General features: G+C 63.1%; 19 protein-coding genes. 10 read left to right on the top strand and 9 right to left on the bottom strand.

The annotated features are described in order from the left end of the window. Window positions 1-23 precede the first annotated feature (23 nt). Both SMD31_RS10745 and SMD31_RS10740 read right to left on the bottom strand, forming a co-directional pair. Window positions 24-395, bottom strand: coding sequence for a hypothetical protein (locus SMD31_RS10745; protein WP_320500832.1), 372 nt, complete (start codon window positions 393-395; stop codon window positions 24-26). Window positions 396-565: 170 nt separating this feature from the next. Next, on the bottom strand, window positions 566-1,261 hold the full coding sequence (locus SMD31_RS10740; protein ID WP_320500831.1) for an ArsR/SmtB family transcription factor: 696 nt from the start codon (window positions 1,259-1,261) through the stop codon (window positions 566-568). Between the two features lie 162 nt (window positions 1,262-1,423). On the opposite strand from SMD31_RS10740, the gene SMD31_RS10735 reads away from it, so the two are divergent. From SMD31_RS10735 to SMD31_RS10705, 7 genes are all read left to right on the top strand, one after another. Next, a complete protein-coding gene (locus SMD31_RS10735) occupies window positions 1,424-1,645 on the top strand; it encodes a DUF1127 domain-containing protein (protein ID WP_320500829.1) in 222 nt (73 codons plus the stop codon). Window positions 1,646-2,235: 590 nt separating this feature from the next. Beyond that, window positions 2,236-3,171 (top strand): ribose-phosphate pyrophosphokinase, encoded by a 936-nt coding sequence (locus SMD31_RS10730; RefSeq protein ID WP_320500828.1) that lies wholly within the window; start codon window positions 2,236-2,238, stop codon window positions 3,169-3,171. 100 nt (window positions 3,172-3,271) lie between these two features. Beyond that, window positions 3,272-3,982 carry a 50S ribosomal protein L25/general stress protein Ctc gene (locus SMD31_RS10725; protein ID WP_320500827.1) on the top strand — a complete coding sequence of 237 codons (711 nt, stop codon included), beginning with the start codon at window positions 3,272-3,274 and terminating at the stop codon, window positions 3,980-3,982. A 33-nt stretch (window positions 3,983-4,015) separates the two neighbouring features. Continuing rightward, window positions 4,016-4,693: an aminoacyl-tRNA hydrolase gene (gene pth, locus SMD31_RS10720; RefSeq protein WP_320500826.1), complete on the top strand. Its 678-nt coding sequence runs from the start codon at window positions 4,016-4,018 to the stop codon at window positions 4,691-4,693. Between the two features lie 76 nt (window positions 4,694-4,769). Further along, a complete protein-coding gene (gene ychF / locus SMD31_RS10715) occupies window positions 4,770-5,873 on the top strand; it encodes a redox-regulated ATPase YchF (protein ID WP_320500825.1) in 1,104 nt (367 codons plus the stop codon). A gap of 286 nt (window positions 5,874-6,159) precedes the next feature. Next, window positions 6,160-7,611 carry an MFS transporter gene (locus SMD31_RS10710; protein WP_320500823.1) on the top strand — a complete coding sequence of 484 codons (1,452 nt, stop codon included), beginning with the start codon at window positions 6,160-6,162 and terminating at the stop codon, window positions 7,609-7,611. An 88-nt stretch (window positions 7,612-7,699) separates the two neighbouring features. Beyond that, the gene (locus SMD31_RS10705; RefSeq protein WP_320500822.1) at window positions 7,700-8,992 is read left to right on the top strand and encodes a DUF3422 family protein; all 1,293 of its coding nucleotides are present in this window, start codon (window positions 7,700-7,702) and stop codon (window positions 8,990-8,992) included. A 140-nt stretch (window positions 8,993-9,132) separates the two neighbouring features. Here SMD31_RS10705 and SMD31_RS10700 read toward each other — a convergent pair whose 3' ends face one another. From SMD31_RS10700 to petA, 5 genes are all read right to left on the bottom strand, one after another. Next, window positions 9,133-9,906 (bottom strand): class I SAM-dependent methyltransferase, encoded by a 774-nt coding sequence (locus tag SMD31_RS10700; protein WP_320500821.1) that lies wholly within the window; start codon window positions 9,904-9,906, stop codon window positions 9,133-9,135. Between the two features lie 2 nt (window positions 9,907-9,908). Then, a complete protein-coding gene (locus SMD31_RS10695; RefSeq protein ID WP_320500820.1) occupies window positions 9,909-10,793 on the bottom strand; it encodes a VOC family protein in 885 nt (294 codons plus the stop codon). A gap of 230 nt (window positions 10,794-11,023) precedes the next feature. Next, complete coding sequence (locus SMD31_RS10690; protein ID WP_320500819.1) at window positions 11,024-11,824, bottom strand: cytochrome c1; 801 nt, start codon at window positions 11,822-11,824, stop codon at window positions 11,024-11,026. Further along, window positions 11,824-13,140, bottom strand: coding sequence for a cytochrome b (locus SMD31_RS10685; RefSeq protein WP_320500818.1), 1,317 nt, complete (start codon window positions 13,138-13,140; stop codon window positions 11,824-11,826). Before SMD31_RS10685 ends, SMD31_RS10690 begins: the two co-directional genes overlap by 1 nt. Before the next feature lie 15 nt (window positions 13,141-13,155). Then, entirely contained in the window at window positions 13,156-13,710 is a 555-nt protein-coding gene (gene petA, locus SMD31_RS10680; protein WP_320500816.1) for a ubiquinol-cytochrome c reductase iron-sulfur subunit, read from the bottom strand. 315 nt (window positions 13,711-14,025) lie between these two features. On the opposite strand from petA, the gene SMD31_RS10675 reads away from it, so the two are divergent. Both SMD31_RS10675 and hemF read left to right on the top strand, forming a co-directional pair. Further along, a complete protein-coding gene (locus tag SMD31_RS10675) occupies window positions 14,026-14,496 on the top strand; it encodes a tRNA (cytidine(34)-2'-O)-methyltransferase (RefSeq protein ID WP_320500814.1) in 471 nt (156 codons plus the stop codon). Next, window positions 14,493-15,377, top strand: coding sequence for an oxygen-dependent coproporphyrinogen oxidase (gene hemF, locus SMD31_RS10670; RefSeq protein WP_320500813.1), 885 nt, complete (start codon window positions 14,493-14,495; stop codon window positions 15,375-15,377). The genes SMD31_RS10675 and hemF overlap by 4 nt, the downstream gene beginning before the upstream one ends. Window positions 15,378-15,383: 6 nt before the next feature. On the opposite strand, the gene SMD31_RS10665 is transcribed toward hemF, so the two are convergent. Both SMD31_RS10665 and SMD31_RS10660 read right to left on the bottom strand, forming a co-directional pair. Further along, window positions 15,384-17,201, bottom strand: a complete 1,818-nt coding sequence (locus SMD31_RS10665; protein ID WP_320500812.1) for an adenylate/guanylate cyclase domain-containing protein — start codon at window positions 17,199-17,201, stop codon at window positions 15,384-15,386. A 28-nt stretch (window positions 17,202-17,229) separates the two neighbouring features. Further along, complete coding sequence (locus tag SMD31_RS10660; RefSeq protein WP_320500811.1) at window positions 17,230-18,714, bottom strand: M48 family metalloprotease; 1,485 nt, start codon at window positions 18,712-18,714, stop codon at window positions 17,230-17,232. A gap of 201 nt (window positions 18,715-18,915) precedes the next feature. Here SMD31_RS10660 and pip point away from each other — a divergent pair, with 201 nt between their 5' ends. Next, a complete protein-coding gene (pip, locus tag SMD31_RS10655; protein ID WP_320500810.1) occupies window positions 18,916-19,866 on the top strand; it encodes a prolyl aminopeptidase in 951 nt (316 codons plus the stop codon). Window positions 19,867-20,172 lie beyond the last annotated feature (306 nt).

Raw genomic sequence — 20,172 nt, 5'->3', positions numbered from 1 at the left:
CGTTCGACTGAGGTGCTATGGAATCAATTATCGGAGGAAAGCGTGAAGGTCGCGGTGACGGGGCCGGCTTCGGGGCCGAGCACATCGATTTTCAAGGTCTGCTTCTCGCGCCGCCAATTGCCCTCATCGGTCTGGGTCCAGCCGAGTTGCGGCAGCGTGTCGTCATAGAAGTCATGGACGCTGTCGGCGGTCCCCGGGCCGGTCGCATAGGCGGTCACGACGCGGCCGACGGCGGAATCGAACACGGTGGATTTGTCCTTGGCCTCGACCAGGCCGGCTGGCAGCGGCAGGTCGCTGATGCCGGACAGGTAGTCAGTGGCGAAGGCCGGCAGCGATATTGCGAGGGACGTCGCCAGGGAAACGGTCAGAACGAGGGCGGCCAGGATGCGGCGCATTTCGGGACCTTTCGGAAAGGGGCCCTCTTTCTAGCGCGGATGGGGGGATGGCTCAAGTTCGGGGCGTTCCTTCGTCGTCATGGTACGCGCAGGCGTACCATCCACGCGTTTCTGTCCGCCGCTGACAAACTCGTGGATGGTTGGCCTGCGCCGACCATGACGGTAAAAATTTACGACAGATCGACCCCGAAACTCTGCCGCAATGCCACTTGCCCGCCCGGTGTAATCCGCACGGCGCGGCTGTCGCGGATGGGTTCGATCCAGTGCTTCTCGAAGCAATGATGCGCCAGCGCGGCGCCGATCGTGCCGGCCAGATGCGGCCGCCGCTCGCTCCAATCGAGGCAGGGGCGGCAGAAGACGCGGCGGTGGGATTGTTGCAGCGAGGTGACGGCAAGGCCGATCTCCTGGAGCGCCTTTTCACCCTGCCGCGTCAATTCGCCGGCATCCTCGGTCAGGATGACATAGCCGCGCGCCACCATGGCGTCGGCAAGCGCCACGCCAAGACGGCCGGCCAGATGATCGTAGCAGGTGCGCGCAAGATGCATCGCCGCGTCCTTGGGCCCATGCGGCCGATAGCGCGGCGGCCCGCCGATGGCGGCAAAGGTCATGATGCCTTCCAGCATGCGGCTGACCAGAGGCGAGGCGAGACGGAAATAGCGATGCCGTCCCTGCTTCACCACGGCAAGAAGATGCGCCGCTTCGAGTTTCGCCAGATGCGCACTGGCCGTCGACGCACTGATGCCGCCCACATAGGCAAGCTCAGTCGCGGTGAGGGCGCGGCCGTCCATCAGTGCCGCCAGCATGTTGGCGCGCGCCGGATCGCCCACCAGCGCAGCAACTTCGGCCAAGTTCGCACCCAGGGTCATGCGGTTAACTCAGTCATCGACCATTTCGCGTCGTCATGAGGCCAATCATAGAGGCCCGATGAGGACGCGCCAAACGGAGATGCTTTGACCGCGAACGAAGCGATGCGGCGCGACTTCATGGCGTTACCAGCCCATCTTCGGCGCAGGAAAAAGGAGACCAACATGACGAGCATGACACATGACCGGTTGACGACGCAGCGCGGCGCCGAGAAAGCGGAACCGCAGGATTTGCTGATCCGCCTGATCGACTGGCTGGCGGCCGCCCTGGAGCGCAGCCGCCAGCGCCGGGCGCTGGAGAGCCTCAGCGACGAACATCTGCGCGATATCGGCCTCTCCCGTGCCGATGTGGCGGGCGAGACGGCAAAGCCGTTCTGGCGGGTGTGACGGGCGAAATTTTCGCGGGGACCGTCCTAGGGGCCTTCCCTGGCTCGGGCGATTCCGCGGTACCTGGCCGGCTGTGGTTTCGCAGCCGGCTTTTTTCTGCCCGTCCCGGCCCGCTTGTGAGGGGTCCCTTGTTTCCCCTCCGACCAAGCGTTACCTCTGAGCGGCTTTTGGAGGTGGCGCATGCCCTATTTCATGGTGGTCGGGGTGGGGTTCATCCTGGCCTTGATCCTGTTTTTCACAGTGCTTTAGGCGGGGGCTTTAGGCGGAGTCCCTTGCCAGGGCTGTTGCTGCAGCGCAACATTGTGCGATAAAATATATATTTATCAATTAGATAATAAATAGATCACAAGATCCAGACCGCGCTTTACTCAGGGCGGGGGCCGCTGATACATTCCGCGCGCCTTTCGACCCCCCGCAATGGTTCATCCTGCGGCTCCGGGGAGGGGGTTTTTTGTCTTGGCGCCCAGACCCGGCGCCGGCACGGAAGACTCTGGTTCGATAGGGAAATATGGGTCTGGCAACCAGCCTTTCAAGAAGCCGGTAGCCGGAAACCTGGCGTGGTCGAGTTCGGGACGAGAGACGGGCACCAGATGAAGATCCTTACCGGCAACAGCAACCGGCCCCTGGCGGAAGCAATTTCGGCCTATCTCAACCTGCCGCTGGTCAATGCCAGCGTGCGGCGCTTCTCGGACATGGAAGTGTTCGTCGAGATCAACGAGAACATCCGCGGCGAGGACGTCTTCATCATCCAGCCGACCTCCTTCCCGACCAACGACAATCTGATGGAATTGCTGGTGACGATCGATGCGTTGAAGCGCAGCTCGGCGCGCCGCATCACCGCCGTCATCCCCTATTACGGCTATGCCCGCCAGGACCGCAAGTCCGGCCCCCGCACGCCGATCTCGGCCAAGCTGGTCGCCAACCTCATCACCACCGCCGGCGTCGACCGTGTTCTGACCGTCGATCTCCATGCCGGGCAGATCCAGGGCTTCTTCGACATCCCGACCGATAACCTCTTTGCCGCCCCGGTCCTCACCAAGGACATCAAGGAGCGCTTCGGCACCGGCAACAATCTCTGTATCGTCAGCCCCGATGTCGGCGGCGTGGTGCGTGCCCGCGCCTTTGCCAAGCGGTTGGATGCGGAACTGGCCATCGTCGACAAGCGCCGCGAGCGCGCTGGCGTGTCCGAGGTGATGAACATCATCGGCGAAGTCGATGGCAAACGCTGCATCCTGGTCGATGACATCGTCGATTCCGCGGGCACCTTGTGCAACGCCGCCGTGGCGCTCAAAGAAGCCGGCGCCCTGTCCGTTGCCGCCTACGTGACCCATGGCGTGTTGTCTGGCGGTGCCGTCGCCCGCGTCTCCGCCTCGCCGCTGGAAAGCCTGGTCATCACCGATTCAATTCAGGCCACCGAAGCCGTGCGCGTGTCGCAGACGGTGCGCCAACTCTCGATCGCGCCGCTTCTGGCCGAAGCCATGGCGCGCATCAGTGAGGAGAAATCGGTCTCGTCCCTGTTCGACTGAACAGATGCGAGACTGAAATCCGATCGGCACCCCTGGAGGCCGGTCGGTCGAAGCCCGGATGGTCCGGGTTTTGGTAACTGCGATTATATAGGAGACAGCAATGTCCGCAGTTCAGTCCGTCAGCGCGGAAGCTCGCGACCGCGCCGGGAAGGGGGCCGCCCGTGCCACACGTCGCACTGGTCGAGTGCCCGCCGTCATTTATGGTGACAAGAAAGAACCCACGTTGATCTCGCTTGACCCCAAGGAGATCGACCGTCACATCCATAAGAAGGGCTTCTTTGCGACCCTTCTGGATGTCGAAATCGCCGGCAAGAAGCATCGCGTGCTGCCGCGCGACGTGCAGTTCGACGTAGTCACCGACCGCACGCTGCATGTCGATTTCCAGCGCGTCGGCAAGGACACCAAGATCCACGTCAACGTGCCGGTCGTGCTGCGCAACGAAGCGGCCGCCCCGGGCATCAAGCGCGGTGGCGTGATCAACCTCGTGCGTCACGAGATCGAGTTCCTGTGCTCGCCCGATCACATCCCGCAATCGGTCGAAGTGGATCTCACCGGCCTCGATATCGGTGGCTCGATCCACATCAGCGCCATCAAATTGCCGGAAGGTGCGACGCCGACGATCCGCGAGCGCGATTTCACGCTCGTCACCATCGGTGCGCCGTCGGGCATGAAGGCTGACGCGGAAGCGGCGCCGGCTGCTGCCGCCGCTGCGGCTCCGGCCGCGGGTGCCGCTGCCCCCGCCAAGGGTGCCGCTGCTGCTCCGGCCAAGGGTGCGGCTCCGGCCGCCGCCGCTGCGCCGAAGAAGAAGTAAGACAGCCTTTATCGGCTCAAACGGGGCTCCGCGATGCGCCTTATCGTTGGATTGGGCAATCCGGGGCCCCGCTACGCCGACAACCGGCACAATATCGGTTTCCTGGCGGTGGACGAGATTGTCCGCCGCTATTCTTTTGGCCCCATCAAGACCAAGTTCCACGGCGCGATTGCCGAGGGGAATATCGGGTCTGAGAAGGTCATCTGCCTCTGCCCCACCACCTTCATGAACGATTCCGGTCGCTCGGTTCAGGCGGCGTTGCAGTTCTACAAGCTGGAGCCCGGCGACATCACCGTCATCCATGACGAGATCGATCTGCCGCTCGGCAAAGTGAAGGTGAAGCGCGGCGGCGGGGCCGGTGGCCATAACGGGTTGCGCTCGATCGATGCCCATATCGGGCCAGATTACTGGCGCATCCGGCTGGGCGTCGGGCATCCCGGTGTCAAAGCCGCGGTGAAGAATTTCGTGCTGATGGATTTCGGCAAGGAAGAGCGCCGCCTCGTCGATGAGATCAACGCGGTCTGCGCCGAGAACCTGCCCTTGTTGTTCAGCGCTGACGAAAACAAGTACATGAACAAGGTGAATGTCACCCTGTTCCCGCCGGAGCCAAAGGACGAGACGCTGAAGGCGGATCGCCGGAAGAGGGCGGAAGAAAAACGAGATGCGGCGAAAGTGGATCCCCGGGTCAAGCCCGGGGATGACGCTTCCTAGTTTATCGTCATGCCCGGGCTTGACCCGGGCATCCACTGATCGCCAACGAAGACTCAAGACAGAAGGTAACAGTTACATGGGTTTCAATTGCGGTATCGTCGGCCTGCCCAATGTCGGCAAATCGACCCTGTTCAACGCGCTGACCGCGACCGCGGCGGCGCAGGCGGCGAATTATCCGTTCTGCACCATCGAGCCCAATGTCGGCCGCGTCTCGGTGCCGGATCCGCGGCTAGAGAAATGCGCCGAGATTGCCAAGTCCGCCAAGATCATTCCGACACAGCTTGAGTTCGTCGACATCGCCGGCCTGGTGCGCGGCGCTAGCAAGGGCGAGGGTCTTGGCAACAAGTTCCTCGCCAACATCCGCGAGGTCGACGCCATCGTCCATGTGCTGCGCTGCTTCGACGGCGAGGTGACCCATGTCGAAGGCTCGGTCGATCCCATCCGCGATGCCGAGACGGTTGAGACAGAATTGATGCTGGCCGATCTCGAGAGCGTCGAAAAGCGCCTCGACAACGCGCAGAAGCGCGCCAAGGGCAATGACAAGGAAGCCAAGGAATTGGTCGAGGTTTTGGCCCCGGCCGTCGAGGCGTTGCGGGCCGGCAAGGCCGCACGCACGGTCTTGAAAGATTTGTCGCCCGAGCAGCGCCAGCGCTTCCGCCAGCTGCAGCTGATGACCGGGAAGCCCGTGCTCTATGTCTGCAATGTCGATGAGGCAGCTGCCGCCACCGGCAATGCCTGGTCGGCGAAAGTGGCCGAGATGGCCAAGGCGCAAGGTGCCGCCACCGTCGTCATTTCTGCCGCCATCGAAGCGGAAGTGGCGCAGCTCTCGAGCGATGAAGAGAAGCAGGAATTCCTGGCGACCCTCGGCCTCGAGGAAACCGGTCTCGCCCGCGTCATCCGCGCCGGCTACAAGCTCCTCGACCTCATCACCTTCTTCACGGTGGGACCGAAGGAAGCGCGTGCTTGGACCGTGCGCCATGGCGCCAAGGCACCGGAAGCCGCCGGCGTCATCCACACCGATTTCGAACGCGGCTTCATCCGCGCCGAGACCATGTCCTATGCCGATTTCATCGCCTTTAACGGCGAAGCCGGCGTCAAGGAAGCCGGCAAGTTCCGCCAGGAAGGCAAGGAATACGTCGTGGTCGACGGCGATATCTTCAATTTCAGATTCAACGTTTAAGAGCCAGCAGCCCCCTCTCCCTAACCCTCCCCCACGTAGGGGGGAGGGAACTCTAGCCAGACTGAACTCGGCTGTTATCGCGAACTCGGTGAGACTCCCTCCCCCCTACGTGGGGGAGGGTGGGGGAGAGGGGGTTCACGCCGCACGCGCAAAACCCTGCGCCGAAATCTTTTCCGGTTCCCGCTCATCGGCGCATGGCTGCATCCTTGGATCGGGCATAGTCCCACTGGTGCGCTCAGACTATCTTCATGGGCACCCCCGCTGACCCAGCCGGTTTGCCCGCCAAATGCCCATCAGAACTGCTTCCTATCGCACCCTGGCCCTCATTGTGGCCGCCGCTCTGTTCATGGAGAATCTGGACACCACGATCATCGCGACGGCGCTGCCGCAGATTGCGCGCGAGATCGGTGCCGAGCCGCTCAAGGTCAATCTCGCCATCACGTCCTATCTGCTGAGCCTTTCCATCTTCATCCCCTTGAGCGGGTGGATGGCGGACCGGTTCGGCGCGCGGCGTGTGTTCAGCAGTGCCATCGCCATTTTCCTGGCCGGGTCGCTGGCCTGTGCTGCAGCGGATTCGCTGTTCGGGCTGGTGATCGCGCGCATCTGCCAGGGTTTCGGGGGCGCCATGATGGTGCCGGTCGGGCGGCTCGTCATCCTGCGCGCGGTGCCGAAGGGCGAGCTCATCAAGGCACTCACCTACCTCACCATACCCGCTTTGCTGGGGCCGGTGCTGGGACCGCCGATCGGCGGTTTCATCGTCACCTATTCCTCCTGGCGCTGGATCTTCCTGCTCAATATTCCCGTGGCGCTCATCGGTATTATCCTCAGCATCATCTATATCCCGCCCATCAAGGCGCCGGCCCCGCCCAAGCTCGACGGTGTGGGCTTTGCGCTCACCGGATTGGGCCTCGCCTCGCTGGTCTTTGCCTTCGAAGCGATGGGGCGCTTTCCTCTGCCAAATTGGATGCCCGGTTGGACCCTGGGGGCGACCGCCGGCTTCGGCCTCATCGCCCTCCTCATCTATTGGGCACGGTCGCGCAAGATGGTGGCACCGATCGTCGATCTGAAGCTGATGGGGATTGCCACCTTCCGCCGCGCCGTGCTGGGCGGCAGCGTGTTCAGGATCGGCATCGGCGCCCTGCCGGTACTGTTGCCCCTCATGCTGCAGCTGGGCTTCGGGCTTTCCGCCTTCGCCTCGGGCCTCCTCACCTTTGCCAGCGCCGCCGGTGCCCTGGTGATGAAGGGGGCGACGCAATTCCTTTTGAAGGCCTTCGGCTTTCGCCGCGTCCTGATCGTCAACGCGCTGCTCTGCGGCGCCATCATGATGACCTATGCGCTGTTCACACCCGCCATGCCGCATATGGTCATTTTCATGATGCTGCTGGCCGGCGGCTTCATCCGCTCGCTGCAATTCACCGGCATCAACGCCCTTTCCTATTCCGATGTCACCGAGGGGGCCATGAGCAGCGCCTCGACCTTTTCCGCCATGATGCAGCAGCTGTCCTTGAGCATCGGTGCTGGGACGGCGGCCCTCGCGCTCCACCTCACGCTGATGCAGCGGGGTGGAGCCGCGCTGCAGGCCAGCGATTTCCAGCCTGCCTATCTTTTCATCGGTGGCATCGTCATGATTTCCAGCCTGTTCTTCCTGGGCCTCAGCAAGGATGCCGGGGCCAATGTCAGCGGCAATGTGCGCCATGTCGCCGTCACCGCCGAGATCAAGGAAACGCGCGCGCGCTAGAGCGCGCCGCATCGAGACAAGCGCCAACCCAGCGCGAACCTGCTAAGCTCTCTGCCGCAGATGATGACGAGCGGGAGAGTCGTGACACATGTTCGCTGAGCACCCATTGCGCCGCGAGCTCAATGACGAAGTGCATGCAAGGCCCCCCTTGCGCATCGACGGCCCGGCCTTGGTGCTGCATCTGGCAAGCCTGCGCGCACCCGGCGATGCCACGGGCCAGGCGGATTTGCGCTTCATTGCCGATCTGGCCCAGCATCATGGGGCACCGGCCCCGGACCCGGCCAGCCGCTATGGCATCCTGCCCCGCGGCGAGACGCAGCTGAAATGGGAGCTGCACACCGAATTCACCAGCTACACGCTGGTCATGCCGCGCCCCGACATCAAGGCCGAGAACCTCACCTGGGCCGCGCTGCCGGCCGACGCGCAGACCTTGGCCTCGCAATGCCCGGGGCAGGTGGTGGCGGCTTTGCTGCTGGAGTTTCGGGCCGGGCCGGGGTTGCAGCAGACGGCTGAGACGGTGGCAGCATTGTTTCCGTCCGGCGATGCGGTCGCTTCCAGCGTCGGCGAGAAATCGGCCGAGGTCTGGACCGATTTCCGCCTCGACGGCTCCGGCCTGGGCCGCATGCTGCTGATCAACCGGACCCTCACCCCCGGCCGCGCCGGGCGCATGGTGCAGCGCCTGCTGGAGATCGAAACCTATCGGCTGATGGCCCTCATGAGTCTCGCCCTGACCCGGCGCGCCAACCCGACCCTCACCGATCTCGAATCCCGGTTGAAGGCCTTGATCGAGCGCACCGCGACGTCCGAAGCGCAGGGCGATGCCGGCGACCGGCAATTGCTGGATGCGCTGACACAGCTCGCCGCCGAAACAGCGAGCCTCGGGACGGCGACGCGCTATCGACTTTCGGCTGGTGCTGCCTATGCCGAGCTGGTGATGCGGCGTTTGAGCGATATCCGCGAGGGCCGGGTCGATGGCCTGTCGCGGCTTTCCAGCTTCCTCGACCGGCGCTTCACCCCGGCGATGCGGACCTGCGATGCCTTCCTGCGCCGCCTCGATCAGCTGGAGACCGGCATCGACCGGGCGAGCGACATGCTGCGCACGCGCGTCGATGTGAATCTGCAGGCGCAGAACGCGGCCCTTCTTTCCGACATGGAAAGCCGCAGCCGCACGCAGCTTCGCATTCAGGAGGCGGTCGAGGGCCTCTCGGTCTTTGCCATCAGCTATTACCTCATTGGCCTGCTGAAAGTCGTGACCGAGGGCCTGTTCCCGTCAGAGGATTCCCACGCCCATAAATGGCTGGCAGCACTCGCCGTCCCCATCGTGCTCGGCGCCGTCTGGCTCGGCGTCAAACGCCTGCGCCGCGCGATCAAGGGGCATTGATAGGCGGCGCACCCTCTAATCGAAGCACCCCTCACCCCGACCCTCTCCCCACTTCGTGGGGAGAGGGAGTTTAGGGCGAGCCCTTGCCACAAGCCCCTCGCCCCGCTTGCGGGGAGAGGGTCGGGGTGAGGGGGCTTCGCCTAGGCTAGACGGCCCAATGGTATGATCTCTTTCGAGGCCGGCGTGTAATCGGCGCCCAGCCAATCGCCCATCCAGCGGTCGACAGCGAGGCCGGCTTCTGCGATCAGCCGCGCGAGGTTTTCCTGGCTACCGAAACGGATCTTCGATTTGGCGGCGAGGAGATCGCCGTTGCCGAGGCGATAGTAAGTGCCATAGGTCACGACGCCCGTCGGCTCGTCATAGGTATAGTCGTTCCAGGATTCGACCTGTCCGTGTTTGGGATGCGTCACGAAGCGATGCGATGCCTTGGGGTTCCATTCCAGCCATTCGCGGCCCTTGGGGTTGCGGCTGTCGAAGATGAAGCGGCCGGTGGGCGTGAGATGCGCGGCGATGGTCTTGAGCAAGGCCAGCTGATCGGCATCGGTCAGCAGGCATTGGAAAGCGTGACCGGTCATCAGGATGAAATCGAAGCGTTCGTTCAAGCGCACGCTGCGGCCATCGCCTTCGACCCAGGTGACGGCGGTCCCGCCATCGCGGCGGCGCGCGATGTCGAGCATCGCCGGCGCCGGATCTACGCCGGTGACACGCGCACCGCTTTGGGCGATGGCAAACTCTTTCGCGATAGCACTGGCGAGCAGCCCCGTCCCGCAGCCGAGATCGAGGACGCTCGCGGCGCCTTCCGACAATTTCAGACAGGTGCGGGTGTCGTCATACCAACCGTTGTCGAGATCGTAGAAATCGGCAAGGCGCGGGTCGTGGTAGAGCGCGTCGCTCTCCTGCGTGGTGGCTGTCATGGTTATTCCTGGACGAATTCGATGATAACGCCGTTGGCTTCCTCAGGGGGCACGATGCAGCCCTTGCCGGTCTTGAAGGCAAGGATGTTGGCAAAGTGCAGATGGTCGCGGCAACGCGCCTTGTCGGCGACCGAGATCTTCAACGCGGCAATCCAGGGCGTGGGGTATTCCGGCAAGGGCACCAGCGCCGGGTAAAGCTGGGCGAGGCCCGCCTTGGTGGTGAAGCGGATGGCGCCATGGCCGGTGTCGATCACCGTCACGAGATTGGCGGTCGAGATGCGGTTGGGGCCGAAGACGGGCAGCCAGCCAAACGCCGTATCGACGGGATCGTCGACGACCACTGTCATGGAAACGAGGCCGGTCGCGCGGTTAGCGTGGCGCAGCCATTCCGGCTGGCGAAGCAATTCCGGCGTCTTGTGCACGGTGACGAAGGCGGACAGGCCCGGGGTCACGGCCGGCGGCAGCATGATCAGACCGAATTCGGGCAAGACCGTGCCTTCCGGCAGTTCCAGCTCGCGTTTGAGGACCTTTGGCCCCTCAAAGGGCAGGTTCGCAGCGCGCAGTTCCCGGGCGCATTCAGCCTCGTCACGGCCGGCGAAGGCGAGGCCCAGCAACCCTTCGCGGGTCTTTACGAACTGTTCGAGATTATTGGTGAATTGCTGGGGATCGATGATGCCGAGGAGTTCGATGTAGTCGCCAGCGAACATGATGCAGTAATTGCCGGTGCCCCAGCCGATATGCCGGCCGCGCGGGGTAAGGTGGAAGCCGAGCTTTGTCCACCGCGCCGCAGCGGCTTCCAGATCGCGGACACCGACGATCACATGATCGATGCCGGTAACGGCATGGGTCCCCGCGTTGAAGGGCGCAGCGGGCGTCGGGACTGGCAATGGCGATCTCGCATCCTCTTGCATCCACAATACCTATGGCCCTGTGTTGGATGGCCCTATCTGGGGTGGCAGGCGATTCGTCTTTACCTGTGTAACGTGTTTCGGGCCTTCGGTAAACGCTGACAGGAATTTTGTCAGCGCCCGCATCTGTCATGGGGGCGACAGAAAAAGAAAACCGCCGCACCGGATTTCCGATGCGGCGGCTTCAACTTCAGCCTGGAAGCGAGAGATCAGTGGATGTTGGCCCAGATCTTCCGCTTGGCAGCATAAGCGATGAGCGTGAAGGCAACGAGGAACAGCATCGCCTTCAAACCCGTGCGAATGCGGTTCTCGTAGTTCGGCTCGCCGGCCCAGGTGAGGAACACAGCGACGTCGCGCGACATCTGGTCGAGCGTGGCCTGGGTCCCGTCCTCATACGTCACGGCGCCATCCGAGAGGGGCGGCGGCATGGCGATGTGATGGCCGTTGAAGCCTTCGTTGAAATACATGCCTTCCGGCATCTTGGCCTTTTCTTCGGCTGTCGGCTCGCGATAGCCGACGAGGACACCGTGGATGTAGTCGGCACCTTCATAGGCACCGAAACCGGCACCGGCACGGCTGCGGGCGATGAGCGAGAAGTCCGGCGGCAGAGCACCGTTGTTCGAGGCACGCGCTGCCTGTTCATTGGGGAACGGCGCGTGGAAGTGGTCGGACGGCTTGCCCGGGCGCTCGAACATCTCGCCGGCATCGTTCGGGCCGTCCATGACGGTGACGCTGGCGGCGATTTCCTTCACCTGCGCTTCGGAGAAGCCGATCTCCTGCAGATTGCGATAGGAGAGCAGGTTCATCGAATGGCAGGCCGAGCAGACTTCCTTATAGACCTGGAAGCCGCGATGGAGCTGGGCCTGGTCGAACTTCCCGAAGAAGCCCTGGAACGACCATTCTTCCTTTTCCACATGCACCCCATGCTTGGGTGCAGCGGCGACGAAGAGGACGGCGACACCAGCGACGGCAACGGTGGCGAGTCTGAGGATGAATTGACCGACGCCCATCAGAGCTTCTCCATCGTCTTGGCTGGGGCCGAGGCGATGGCAGCATGCGAGCCGCCGCCACCCAGCACCGGGCGGGAAATCGAAAGCGGAACCGGCAGCGCCTTCTCGAAGATCGAGAGGAGCGGCAGGATCACCAGGAAGTAGCCGAAGTAGTAGGTGGTGGCGAGCTGACCCATGGCGATGATGCTGATGCCGAACTGGCCGGTATCCGGCGCGATCGAGAACGACAGCGGCGACCAGAGCCAATCCGGCGGATTCTTGCCGCAGATGGTGAGGATCGCGCAATCGAACGCCAGCATCCAGAAGAACCACTTGAACACCGGACGATAGCGACCCGAGCGGACCGGCGAGCGGTCGAGCCAGGGGAGAACGAGGAGCACCAGGATCGAGGCGAACATCGCGATGACGCCGAGGAGCTTGTCCGGAATCGAGCGCAGGATCGCGTAGAACGGCAGGAAGTACCATTCGGGGACGATGTGTTCCGGCGTCGAGAGCGGGTTGGCGGGCACGAAGTTCACCGGATCGCCCAGCGTCACCGGGGCGTAGAAGACCCAGTACGAATAGAAGATCATGAAGACGCCGAGGCCGAACAGATCCTTCACCGTGTAATAGGGGTGGAAGGGGATGCTGTCCTGCGGGCCCTTGGTGTCGATGCCGATCGGGTTGTTGGAGCCGAAGCGATGCAGCGCCACAACGTGCAGCACCACCACGCCCAGCAGCACGAAGGGCAGCAGGTAATGGAGGGCAAAGAAGCGGTTGAGGGTCGGGTTATCGACCGAGAAACCACCCCAGAGCAGCGTCACGATATGCTTGCCGACGACAGGCAGCGCCGAGAACAAGTTGGTGATGACGGTGGCACCCCAGAAGCTCATCTGGCCCCAGGGCAGCACGTAGCCCATGAAGGCGGTCGCCATCATCAAGAGCAGGATGACGACACCAATCTGCCACAGCAATTCGCGCGGCGCCTTGTAGGATCCGAAATAGAGGCCGCGGAACATGTGCACATAGACGACGACGAAAAACATCGACGCGCCGTTCATGTGGATGTAGCGGATCAGCCAGCCGTAATTCACGTCGCGCATGATGCGCTCGACCGAATTGAAGGCCATGTCGACATGCGGCGTGTACTGCATGGCGAGGAAAATGCCCGAGGCCATCATGACGACCAGCATGAATCCGGCGAGGCTGCCGAAGTTCCACCAGTAGCTGAGGTTCTTCGGGGTCGGATATTCGTTGGCTTCGTGGTGCAGGAAGGTGAAGACCGGCAGGCGATGGTCGATCCAGCGGATGACCGGGTTCTTGAAATTGGCGCTCATGCTATCCCGCTCCCCTTAACCGATCTTCACGACGGTATCGCCGGCATACTGGTAGGTCGGAACCTCCAGATTGAGCGGCGCCGGGCCTTTGCGGATACGGCCTGAGGTATCGTATTGCGAACCGTGGCAGGGGCAGTACCAGCCGCCGAACTCACCCTTCGGCTCGGAATCCTTCTGCCCCAGCGGCACGCAGCCGAGATGGGTGCAGACGCCGACCAGGACGAGGTATTCCGGCTTGATGGCCCGCTTCTCGTCGGGCTGCGGATCCTTCATCTCGACCGAGTCGTCCTTCTTGGCCTGCTCGATCTCGGCCGCCGTGCGATGGCGGATGAAGACCGGCTTGCCACGCCACTTCACCGTGATCGCCTGACCTTCGGCCACCTGGCCGACATCGACCTCGATGGAGGAGAGCGCCAACACGTCCTTCGACGGGTTCATGGAGCTCACGAACGGCCACACCGCGGAGGCCGCGCCAAAGGCGGTCACCGATGCTGCGGTCAAAAAGAGAAAGTCGCGCCGCGTGCCTTCCGTGGCATGCCCCCCATTGGGCGATTGCGCGTGATCCGCCATATTCCTTGTCCCTCCGGCAAGAGAAACCCGCCCGCGCCTATCACCACCTGCTTGGGTAGCTCTGGGAACGCAGACAGGCCTCGAATACCCAAAAAATCCCGGGGGTTATACCATGTCACCAGAAACCGGCCGCAAGCCTTGGACGCGACAGAACGCCGCACGGAGCGACGCCCAGCTGTTCCATCCCGGCCGCGGACGTCACCGTCCGGGCATTCCCCCTTAACCAGGCCAAGGGTATAAACAATTCCGTTTGATTTGCAAGGTTGGGCAGCTTTGCGCCCACACCCCTTGGTTCACTGAAAGCACAACGAAATCATGCGTTTGGTCCTATTTGAGCCGGACATTCCGCAGAATACCGGCACGCTTTTGCGCCTCTGCGCCTGCTGGAACCTCAGTGTCGACGTGATTTTCCCCTGCGGCTTCATTTTCGACGACCGCCGCATGAAGCGCGCTGGGATGGATTACCTAGAGTCGGTCGATCTGTTGCGCCACAATTCCTGGGCCGCCTACCAGCTGTGGCGCCAGGAAAATGCGGCCTGCGCCGGGCGACTGCTGCTGCTCTCGACCAAGGCGGCCGAGCCCTATCACACCTTCAGCTTCCGCGCGCAGGACAGCATCATGGTCGGGCGCGAATCGAGTGGCGTGCCCGATGCGGTGCATGAAGCGGCCGATCATCGCCTGGTCATTCCGTTGCGCGCTGGCATGAGATCGCTCAATGTCGCCGTCGCCGCCGCGGTGGTGGCCGCCGAAGCCCTTCGCCAAACCGGATTTTCGAGTCTTTCATGATCCCCTACAGCACGCCAGCGACCTTCCCCAGCGATTATCAGGAGCAGGCACGCCGCTGGTTCCAGACCCTGCGCGACGACATCTGCACCAGTTTCGAAGCCTTGGAGGACGCGTTCTCGTCGCATCCCAATCTGCCGGCGGGCAAACAGGCCGGGCGCTTCGAGCGCAATATCTGGGAACGCGAGGGTGGTGGCGGCGGCACGATGTCGGTGATGAAGGGGCGCCTCTTCGAGAAGGTGGGCGTCAACATCTCGACCGTGTTCGGCCAGTTCTCGCCGGAATTCCGCCAGCAGATTCCAGGTACCGGCGATACCGGCGAATTCTGGGCGAGCGGCATCAGCCTGGTGGCGCATATGCGCTCGCCCCATGTGCCGGCGGTCCATATGAACACGCGCCTCATCGTGACGTCGAAAGCCTGGTTCGGCGGTGGCGCCGATCTCACGCCGATGTTCCCGGAGAATCACGGGGGCGACGCGACCCTTTTCCACGGCGCCCTGCAGCGCGCCTGCGATGCCACCGATGCCAGCTATTATCCGCGCTTCAAGAAATGGTGCGACGAGTACTTCTTCCTGCCGCATCGGAACGAACCCAGGGGATTGGGCGGCATTTTCTATGACCAGCTCAATACCGGCGATTGGGGCCGCGATTTCGCCTTCACGCAGGACGTGGGCAAGGCCTTCCGCGATATCTATCCCGAGATCGTGCGGCGGAACATGGCGCAGAGCTGGACGCCGGAAGAGCGGCAACAGCAGTTGGTGCGCCGTGGCCGCTATGTGGAATTCAACTTGCTCTATGACCGCGGCACGACATTCGGCCTGAAGACCGGCGGCAACACCGAAGCGATCCTGATGTCGCTGCCGCCGGAAGTGGCCTGGCCTTAAGCCACCCTAGCCCAGCCGGTAGATCTCGGTCTCGTCGCGGCGGCCGGGGAGGACTTCGTGACCGAGGGCGGTCAGTTGCGTCTCGGGCGTCAGTAATTTGGCCGTGTCGGCGCTGATGCTGATGAGGGCCGAGCGCTTGCCGTCATCGACCTGCTTGCCGAATTGTTCGAGGCGCTGGGCGATGTTCACCGCATCGCCGACCAGCGTGTAGTTGATGCGGCCGGGGGCACCGATATTGCCGGCGATGACCGTGCCGCTGTGGATGCCGATGCGGATGCGGACCGGTGCGAGGCCTTTGCGCGCGCGCCGGGCGTTGTCGGCATCGAGGCGCGCCGCGATGCGCTGGGCGGCATGGACCGCCCGCAGCGCGTGATCTTCCTGCGCTTCCGGGGCGCCCCAGAACGCCATGATGGAATCGCCGATATATTTGTCGATCGAGCCGCCCTCGGCCACGATATGGCTGCCGAGCAGAGTGAAGTGCCGGTTCAAGAACGCAGCCAGGCGGCGCGGGCTCAAACGCTGCGCGATGCCGGAAAAGCCGATGATATCGGTGAACATCACGGTAACCGGCACCTCACGCGAGGCCAGCATGGCGCTGCCTTCTGGCCTCATCAGATGCGGCACCAGCGAACCCGGCACATAGGTCGAGAACCAGCCCAATCCGTTGCGCATGCTGTTATAGGCGTTGTTGGCAATGTCGATCTCACGGAAGCGGCTGCGTGTCAGCGATGCGGCACCGGCGAAATCCAGTTCGGCGAGGTGCCGTGTCGCGTCGGCGAGTTCGCGAATGGGATGGCCGATGCGCCGACCCAGCGCCATCGCCAGGACAATGGCGATGACGATGACGATGCCCGCCCAGTAAAGCGTGCGCAGCAGCTGGTCGATGACGCCTTCCACCAGCGTCGAGCGGAAATAGACGCCGACGGTGAGCGGCTGGTTGAGAAGGTTCGGTATTTCCTTGAAGATGAGAAAAAATTTGCTGTCACCGACCCGGACTTCCTGCTCCTGGAAGGACGAGCGTTCGGGCGGGGTCACCCTGACGGCCTTGCTCGGGTCGTATTGGGCAAGGACCGGGTCGTTGATCTCGTTGAACCGCGGCAGGGGACGTTTCTCGCTGAGGTGAAAATCGCCGGTGAACAGTTCGCGGTGCGAAAAGACGGCGCCATTCGTACCGATCACGAAGGGTGTGGCCTGCGGGCCCGCGCGGTCCTTGAGATTCTCGGATATCGCGGGGAGCGACACCACGGCAGCGAAGACACCGACCACTTTGCGCTTGTAGCGCGCCGGGGCCAGGGCCGACATGACCGGCTTTTCCAGTTGGGGCAGAAATATCGGTTGGTCCCAAATCGGCTCGCTGGCCACAGAACCGCGATTGAGGGCCATGCGGAAGCGCGGTGTTGCCACCCCGCTCATCACCTGGCTGGCATAAAGACGTCCTTCGAGTTGGCGCGCGGCGGTTATGACCGTGAGGTCCTCGCGAATGAAGGTGACGGCGGTGAGCTGCGGCGACGCGGCGAGCGACCCCATCAGCAGATCGGCGATGCGCTGGTTGTCGCCGGCCGTCACCCGACCGGTCGCAATGAGGTCGGAGAGGTAGCGCACTTGTTCCAGGGCCGGATCGAGTTCCGAACGCAATGCTTTTTCGAGATTGGTGATCTCGCGGTCGGCGAAGAGATTGAGCAAGTCGTAGGTGTTGTCGTAGGCGCGGATATTGATGGCGATCGCCACCAACGCCACAGCGAGCGCCGCCAGCCCGCCGAACGTCGCGGCGAGGACAAGCCAGATCGGGAATCTGAGGGCCTGGTTATCTGACACACGCGCCATGCGCGTGAATCTATCTCAGTTGCGGGCCTCAGTAACTGACGATCTTCACCAATTGCCCGGCCTGCAGCGGCTGGCCCTGGTCGAGGCGGTTGATGACCTTGAACCATTCGGTCTTGGCCTCAGGTACCACCATGCGGGCGGCGAGGCTGTCGATGGTGTCGCCTTGCTTCACCTCGACAAGGCGGATGCGCATCGGCTTATAGCCGGTCGCTTCATTGGCAGCGAGCTGGCGGAAGGAATTGACCGTCGTGCCGAAGCCGGCATCGGCGCCTCCAAAGCTGTTGTTGGGAGCAGCGAACAGGAAACGATAGACGTGATTGTCCGGGAAGCGGACCGCTACCAGGCGGAAGGTCGCCGGCGTGTTACTGACCGAGCCTTGGGCGATGCCGGTTGCCCCTTCCATGCCGTTGACATTGATGCGTTGGACATCGCTGACCTTGGCCTTGGGGTTCCATTGTCTCTGAACATAGGTCGCAAGATCGCCGGTGCCTGAGGGCGCCATGTCGAAGATCATGACGCTGTTGTCGCCCTTGCCCAGGACCTGGCTCGGCTGATTCGAAAGCTTGAAGCCCGGCGGGGCGGTGAAGGTGAAGCGCAAGGACGGGTGAATGAATTCGCGGCCCTTGACGACACCGTCATTGGGGTCGTCGCCCCAGAGGATGCCGTTGATCTTGGTGAGGAACTCGTTGCGTGCCAGCATCGTGTCGCCGGGCGTCGCTGGCCCCGCTGCATCAATCGCCCGCTGCACGCGGTCGGCCGTGCGCGGATGGCTCTGCTTCATGCTGTAGGCATCTGCCGCCGCTTCATTGCCGGCAAGCTTGGCTTCAAGATGGGTATCGGCATTGAGGGCGGCGAGGAAGGTCGCCATCGCCTGCGGGTCATAAGTGGCGCGCTTGAGGTAACGGACGCCCAGGGTGTCGGCCTCGAATTCCTGATCCTGAGAATAGCTGCCGAGATAGTTCTGCGCCGCTTCGGTGCCGAGCTGGCCACCCAGTTGCCCGCCCTGCTCGCCGCCCAGAAGCGTGCCGAGCAACACGCCGGCCAACACGCCGATCTGGGCCTTCTGCTGCTGGCCCATGCGTTCGGCAGTGTGGCGGGCATTCACATGGCCGATCTCGTGGCCGAGGACGCCGGCCATCTCCGCCTCATTGACGGCAAGGCCCAGCAGGCCGCGCGTTACATAGACATAGCCGCCGGGCAAGGCGAAAGCATTGATGTCGGGCGAGTTCAAGACCGTGAACGTGTATTTGACGTCCTGCCGCTCGGCCGTCGCCGCCACGAACTGGCCGACGCTGTCGACATAGGTGTTGAGCGCCGGGATCTCCTGATAGGCGCCGCCGAATTCGGCAAGGATCTTGGGGTGCTCCTCGGCACCGATCTGGTTTTCCTGTGCCTCGGTAACGCTGGTCGAAAAGGTCCGGCCCGTGGCTGGGCTGGTGGCCTGCATGCAGCCGGTGAGCACCAGCGAGGTACCGGCAAGCAGCAGGACGGCAAAGGAATGTTTGAGGCGCATGGAAGGCTCCGAAACCGAACTTTGGGACCGAATCTATCGTTTTGCCGGATCATAGCGCCGCCGCAAGGCCCCCGAGCCACTTTTTTCGGCACGATCCGGCCAAGCAACATCACATCTCGGCGATTGGTTCCTGTCGGATTGGCGGCCGGCGGGCTCGTGCTATAAGGGCCGGGACCGTTTCTCCCGAGGATTCGCCGGAAGATGCCGCAAAAGGATCTCTACCCCGATATCGCGCCGTTTCGCACCGGCGAACTGCCGCTCGACGATGTCCACACCATGTATTTCGAGGAAAGCGGCAACCCCGATGGCGCGCCCGTCGTGTTCCTGCATGGTGGCCCCGGTGCCGGGGCCAATGCCAGCCATCGGCGCTTTTTCGACCCGAAACATTATCGGATCGTGATTTTCGACCAGCGCGGCAGTGGCCGCTCGACGCCCTTGGGCGAGATCAAGGACAACACCACCCCGCTCCTCATCGACGACATGGAGCGGCTGCGCCGGCATCTCTCCATCGAGACCTGGTTCGTCTTCGGCGGCTCGTGGGGCTCGACCCTGGCGCTGGCCTATGCCGAATTCCACCCGGACCGGGTCAGGGGCCTGGGCTTACGCGGTATTTTCCTCGCCCGGAAATCGGAAATCGACTGGTTTCTCTCTGGCCTCAAGGAGCTGGCGCCCGAGGCCTGGCGCGCCTTTTCCGGCTACATCCCCGAGAATGAGCGGCACGATCTGCTCGGCGCCTATCATAAGCGCCTGATGCACAGCGACCCCAAGGTGCACTTGCCGGCGGCGCGTGCCTGGAGCCTTTACGAGGGCAGCTGTTCGACCCTGCTGCCCAGCCCCGAGACGATTCAGGCCTTTTCCGGCGACAACCTGGCCTTAGGATTGGCGCGGATGGAGGCACATTACTTCGCCAACAGCATCTTCCTGCCCGAAAACTTCCTGATCGAGAATATCGGCCGCATCCGCAAGATTCCGGCCTTCATCGTGCAAGGCCGCTATGACCTGGTCTGCCCGATCCGCTCGGCCGACGACCTTTCCCGCCTGTGGCCGGAAGCGCGCTACCAGATCATCCCCGATGCCGGCCATTCCGCCATGGAACCGGGGACCCGCGCCGCTTTGGTGCAGGGCATGGAACGGTTCAAGGAATTGGGGTGAGGTGCTGCTGCAACGCCCCGTTACCGCCTAAGGCAGCGGAACTAACCGCCGCTGGGTTTGGTTAATAAGGACCGCTCGGCTGTCTCATCGACCTCATCGACGTCCCTGGGCGGTCATCGCATCCTTCACGCGATGTTGAGCCGGCCCCTTTGGTCTGCCCTTGCAAAAGCGCCGAAAAATGGCGATTTTGCATCGCAGTAACCGGGCGGGCCGGGATGATTGGGAGGGACCGCGCGGTTAAATTGCAACAAGCCACGCCTCGAAACGGTCGGCAGCGCGGGACAGGCGCTCATGCCGGTCCTGTTC

The sequence above is a fragment of the Dongia rigui genome (assembly GCF_034044635.1).
Classification (GTDB): Bacteria; Pseudomonadota; Alphaproteobacteria; order Dongiales; family Dongiaceae; genus Dongia; species Dongia rigui.
The sequence above is the reverse complement of the archived record's forward strand: the minus strand, read 5'-3'. Positions and strand labels throughout refer to the sequence as shown.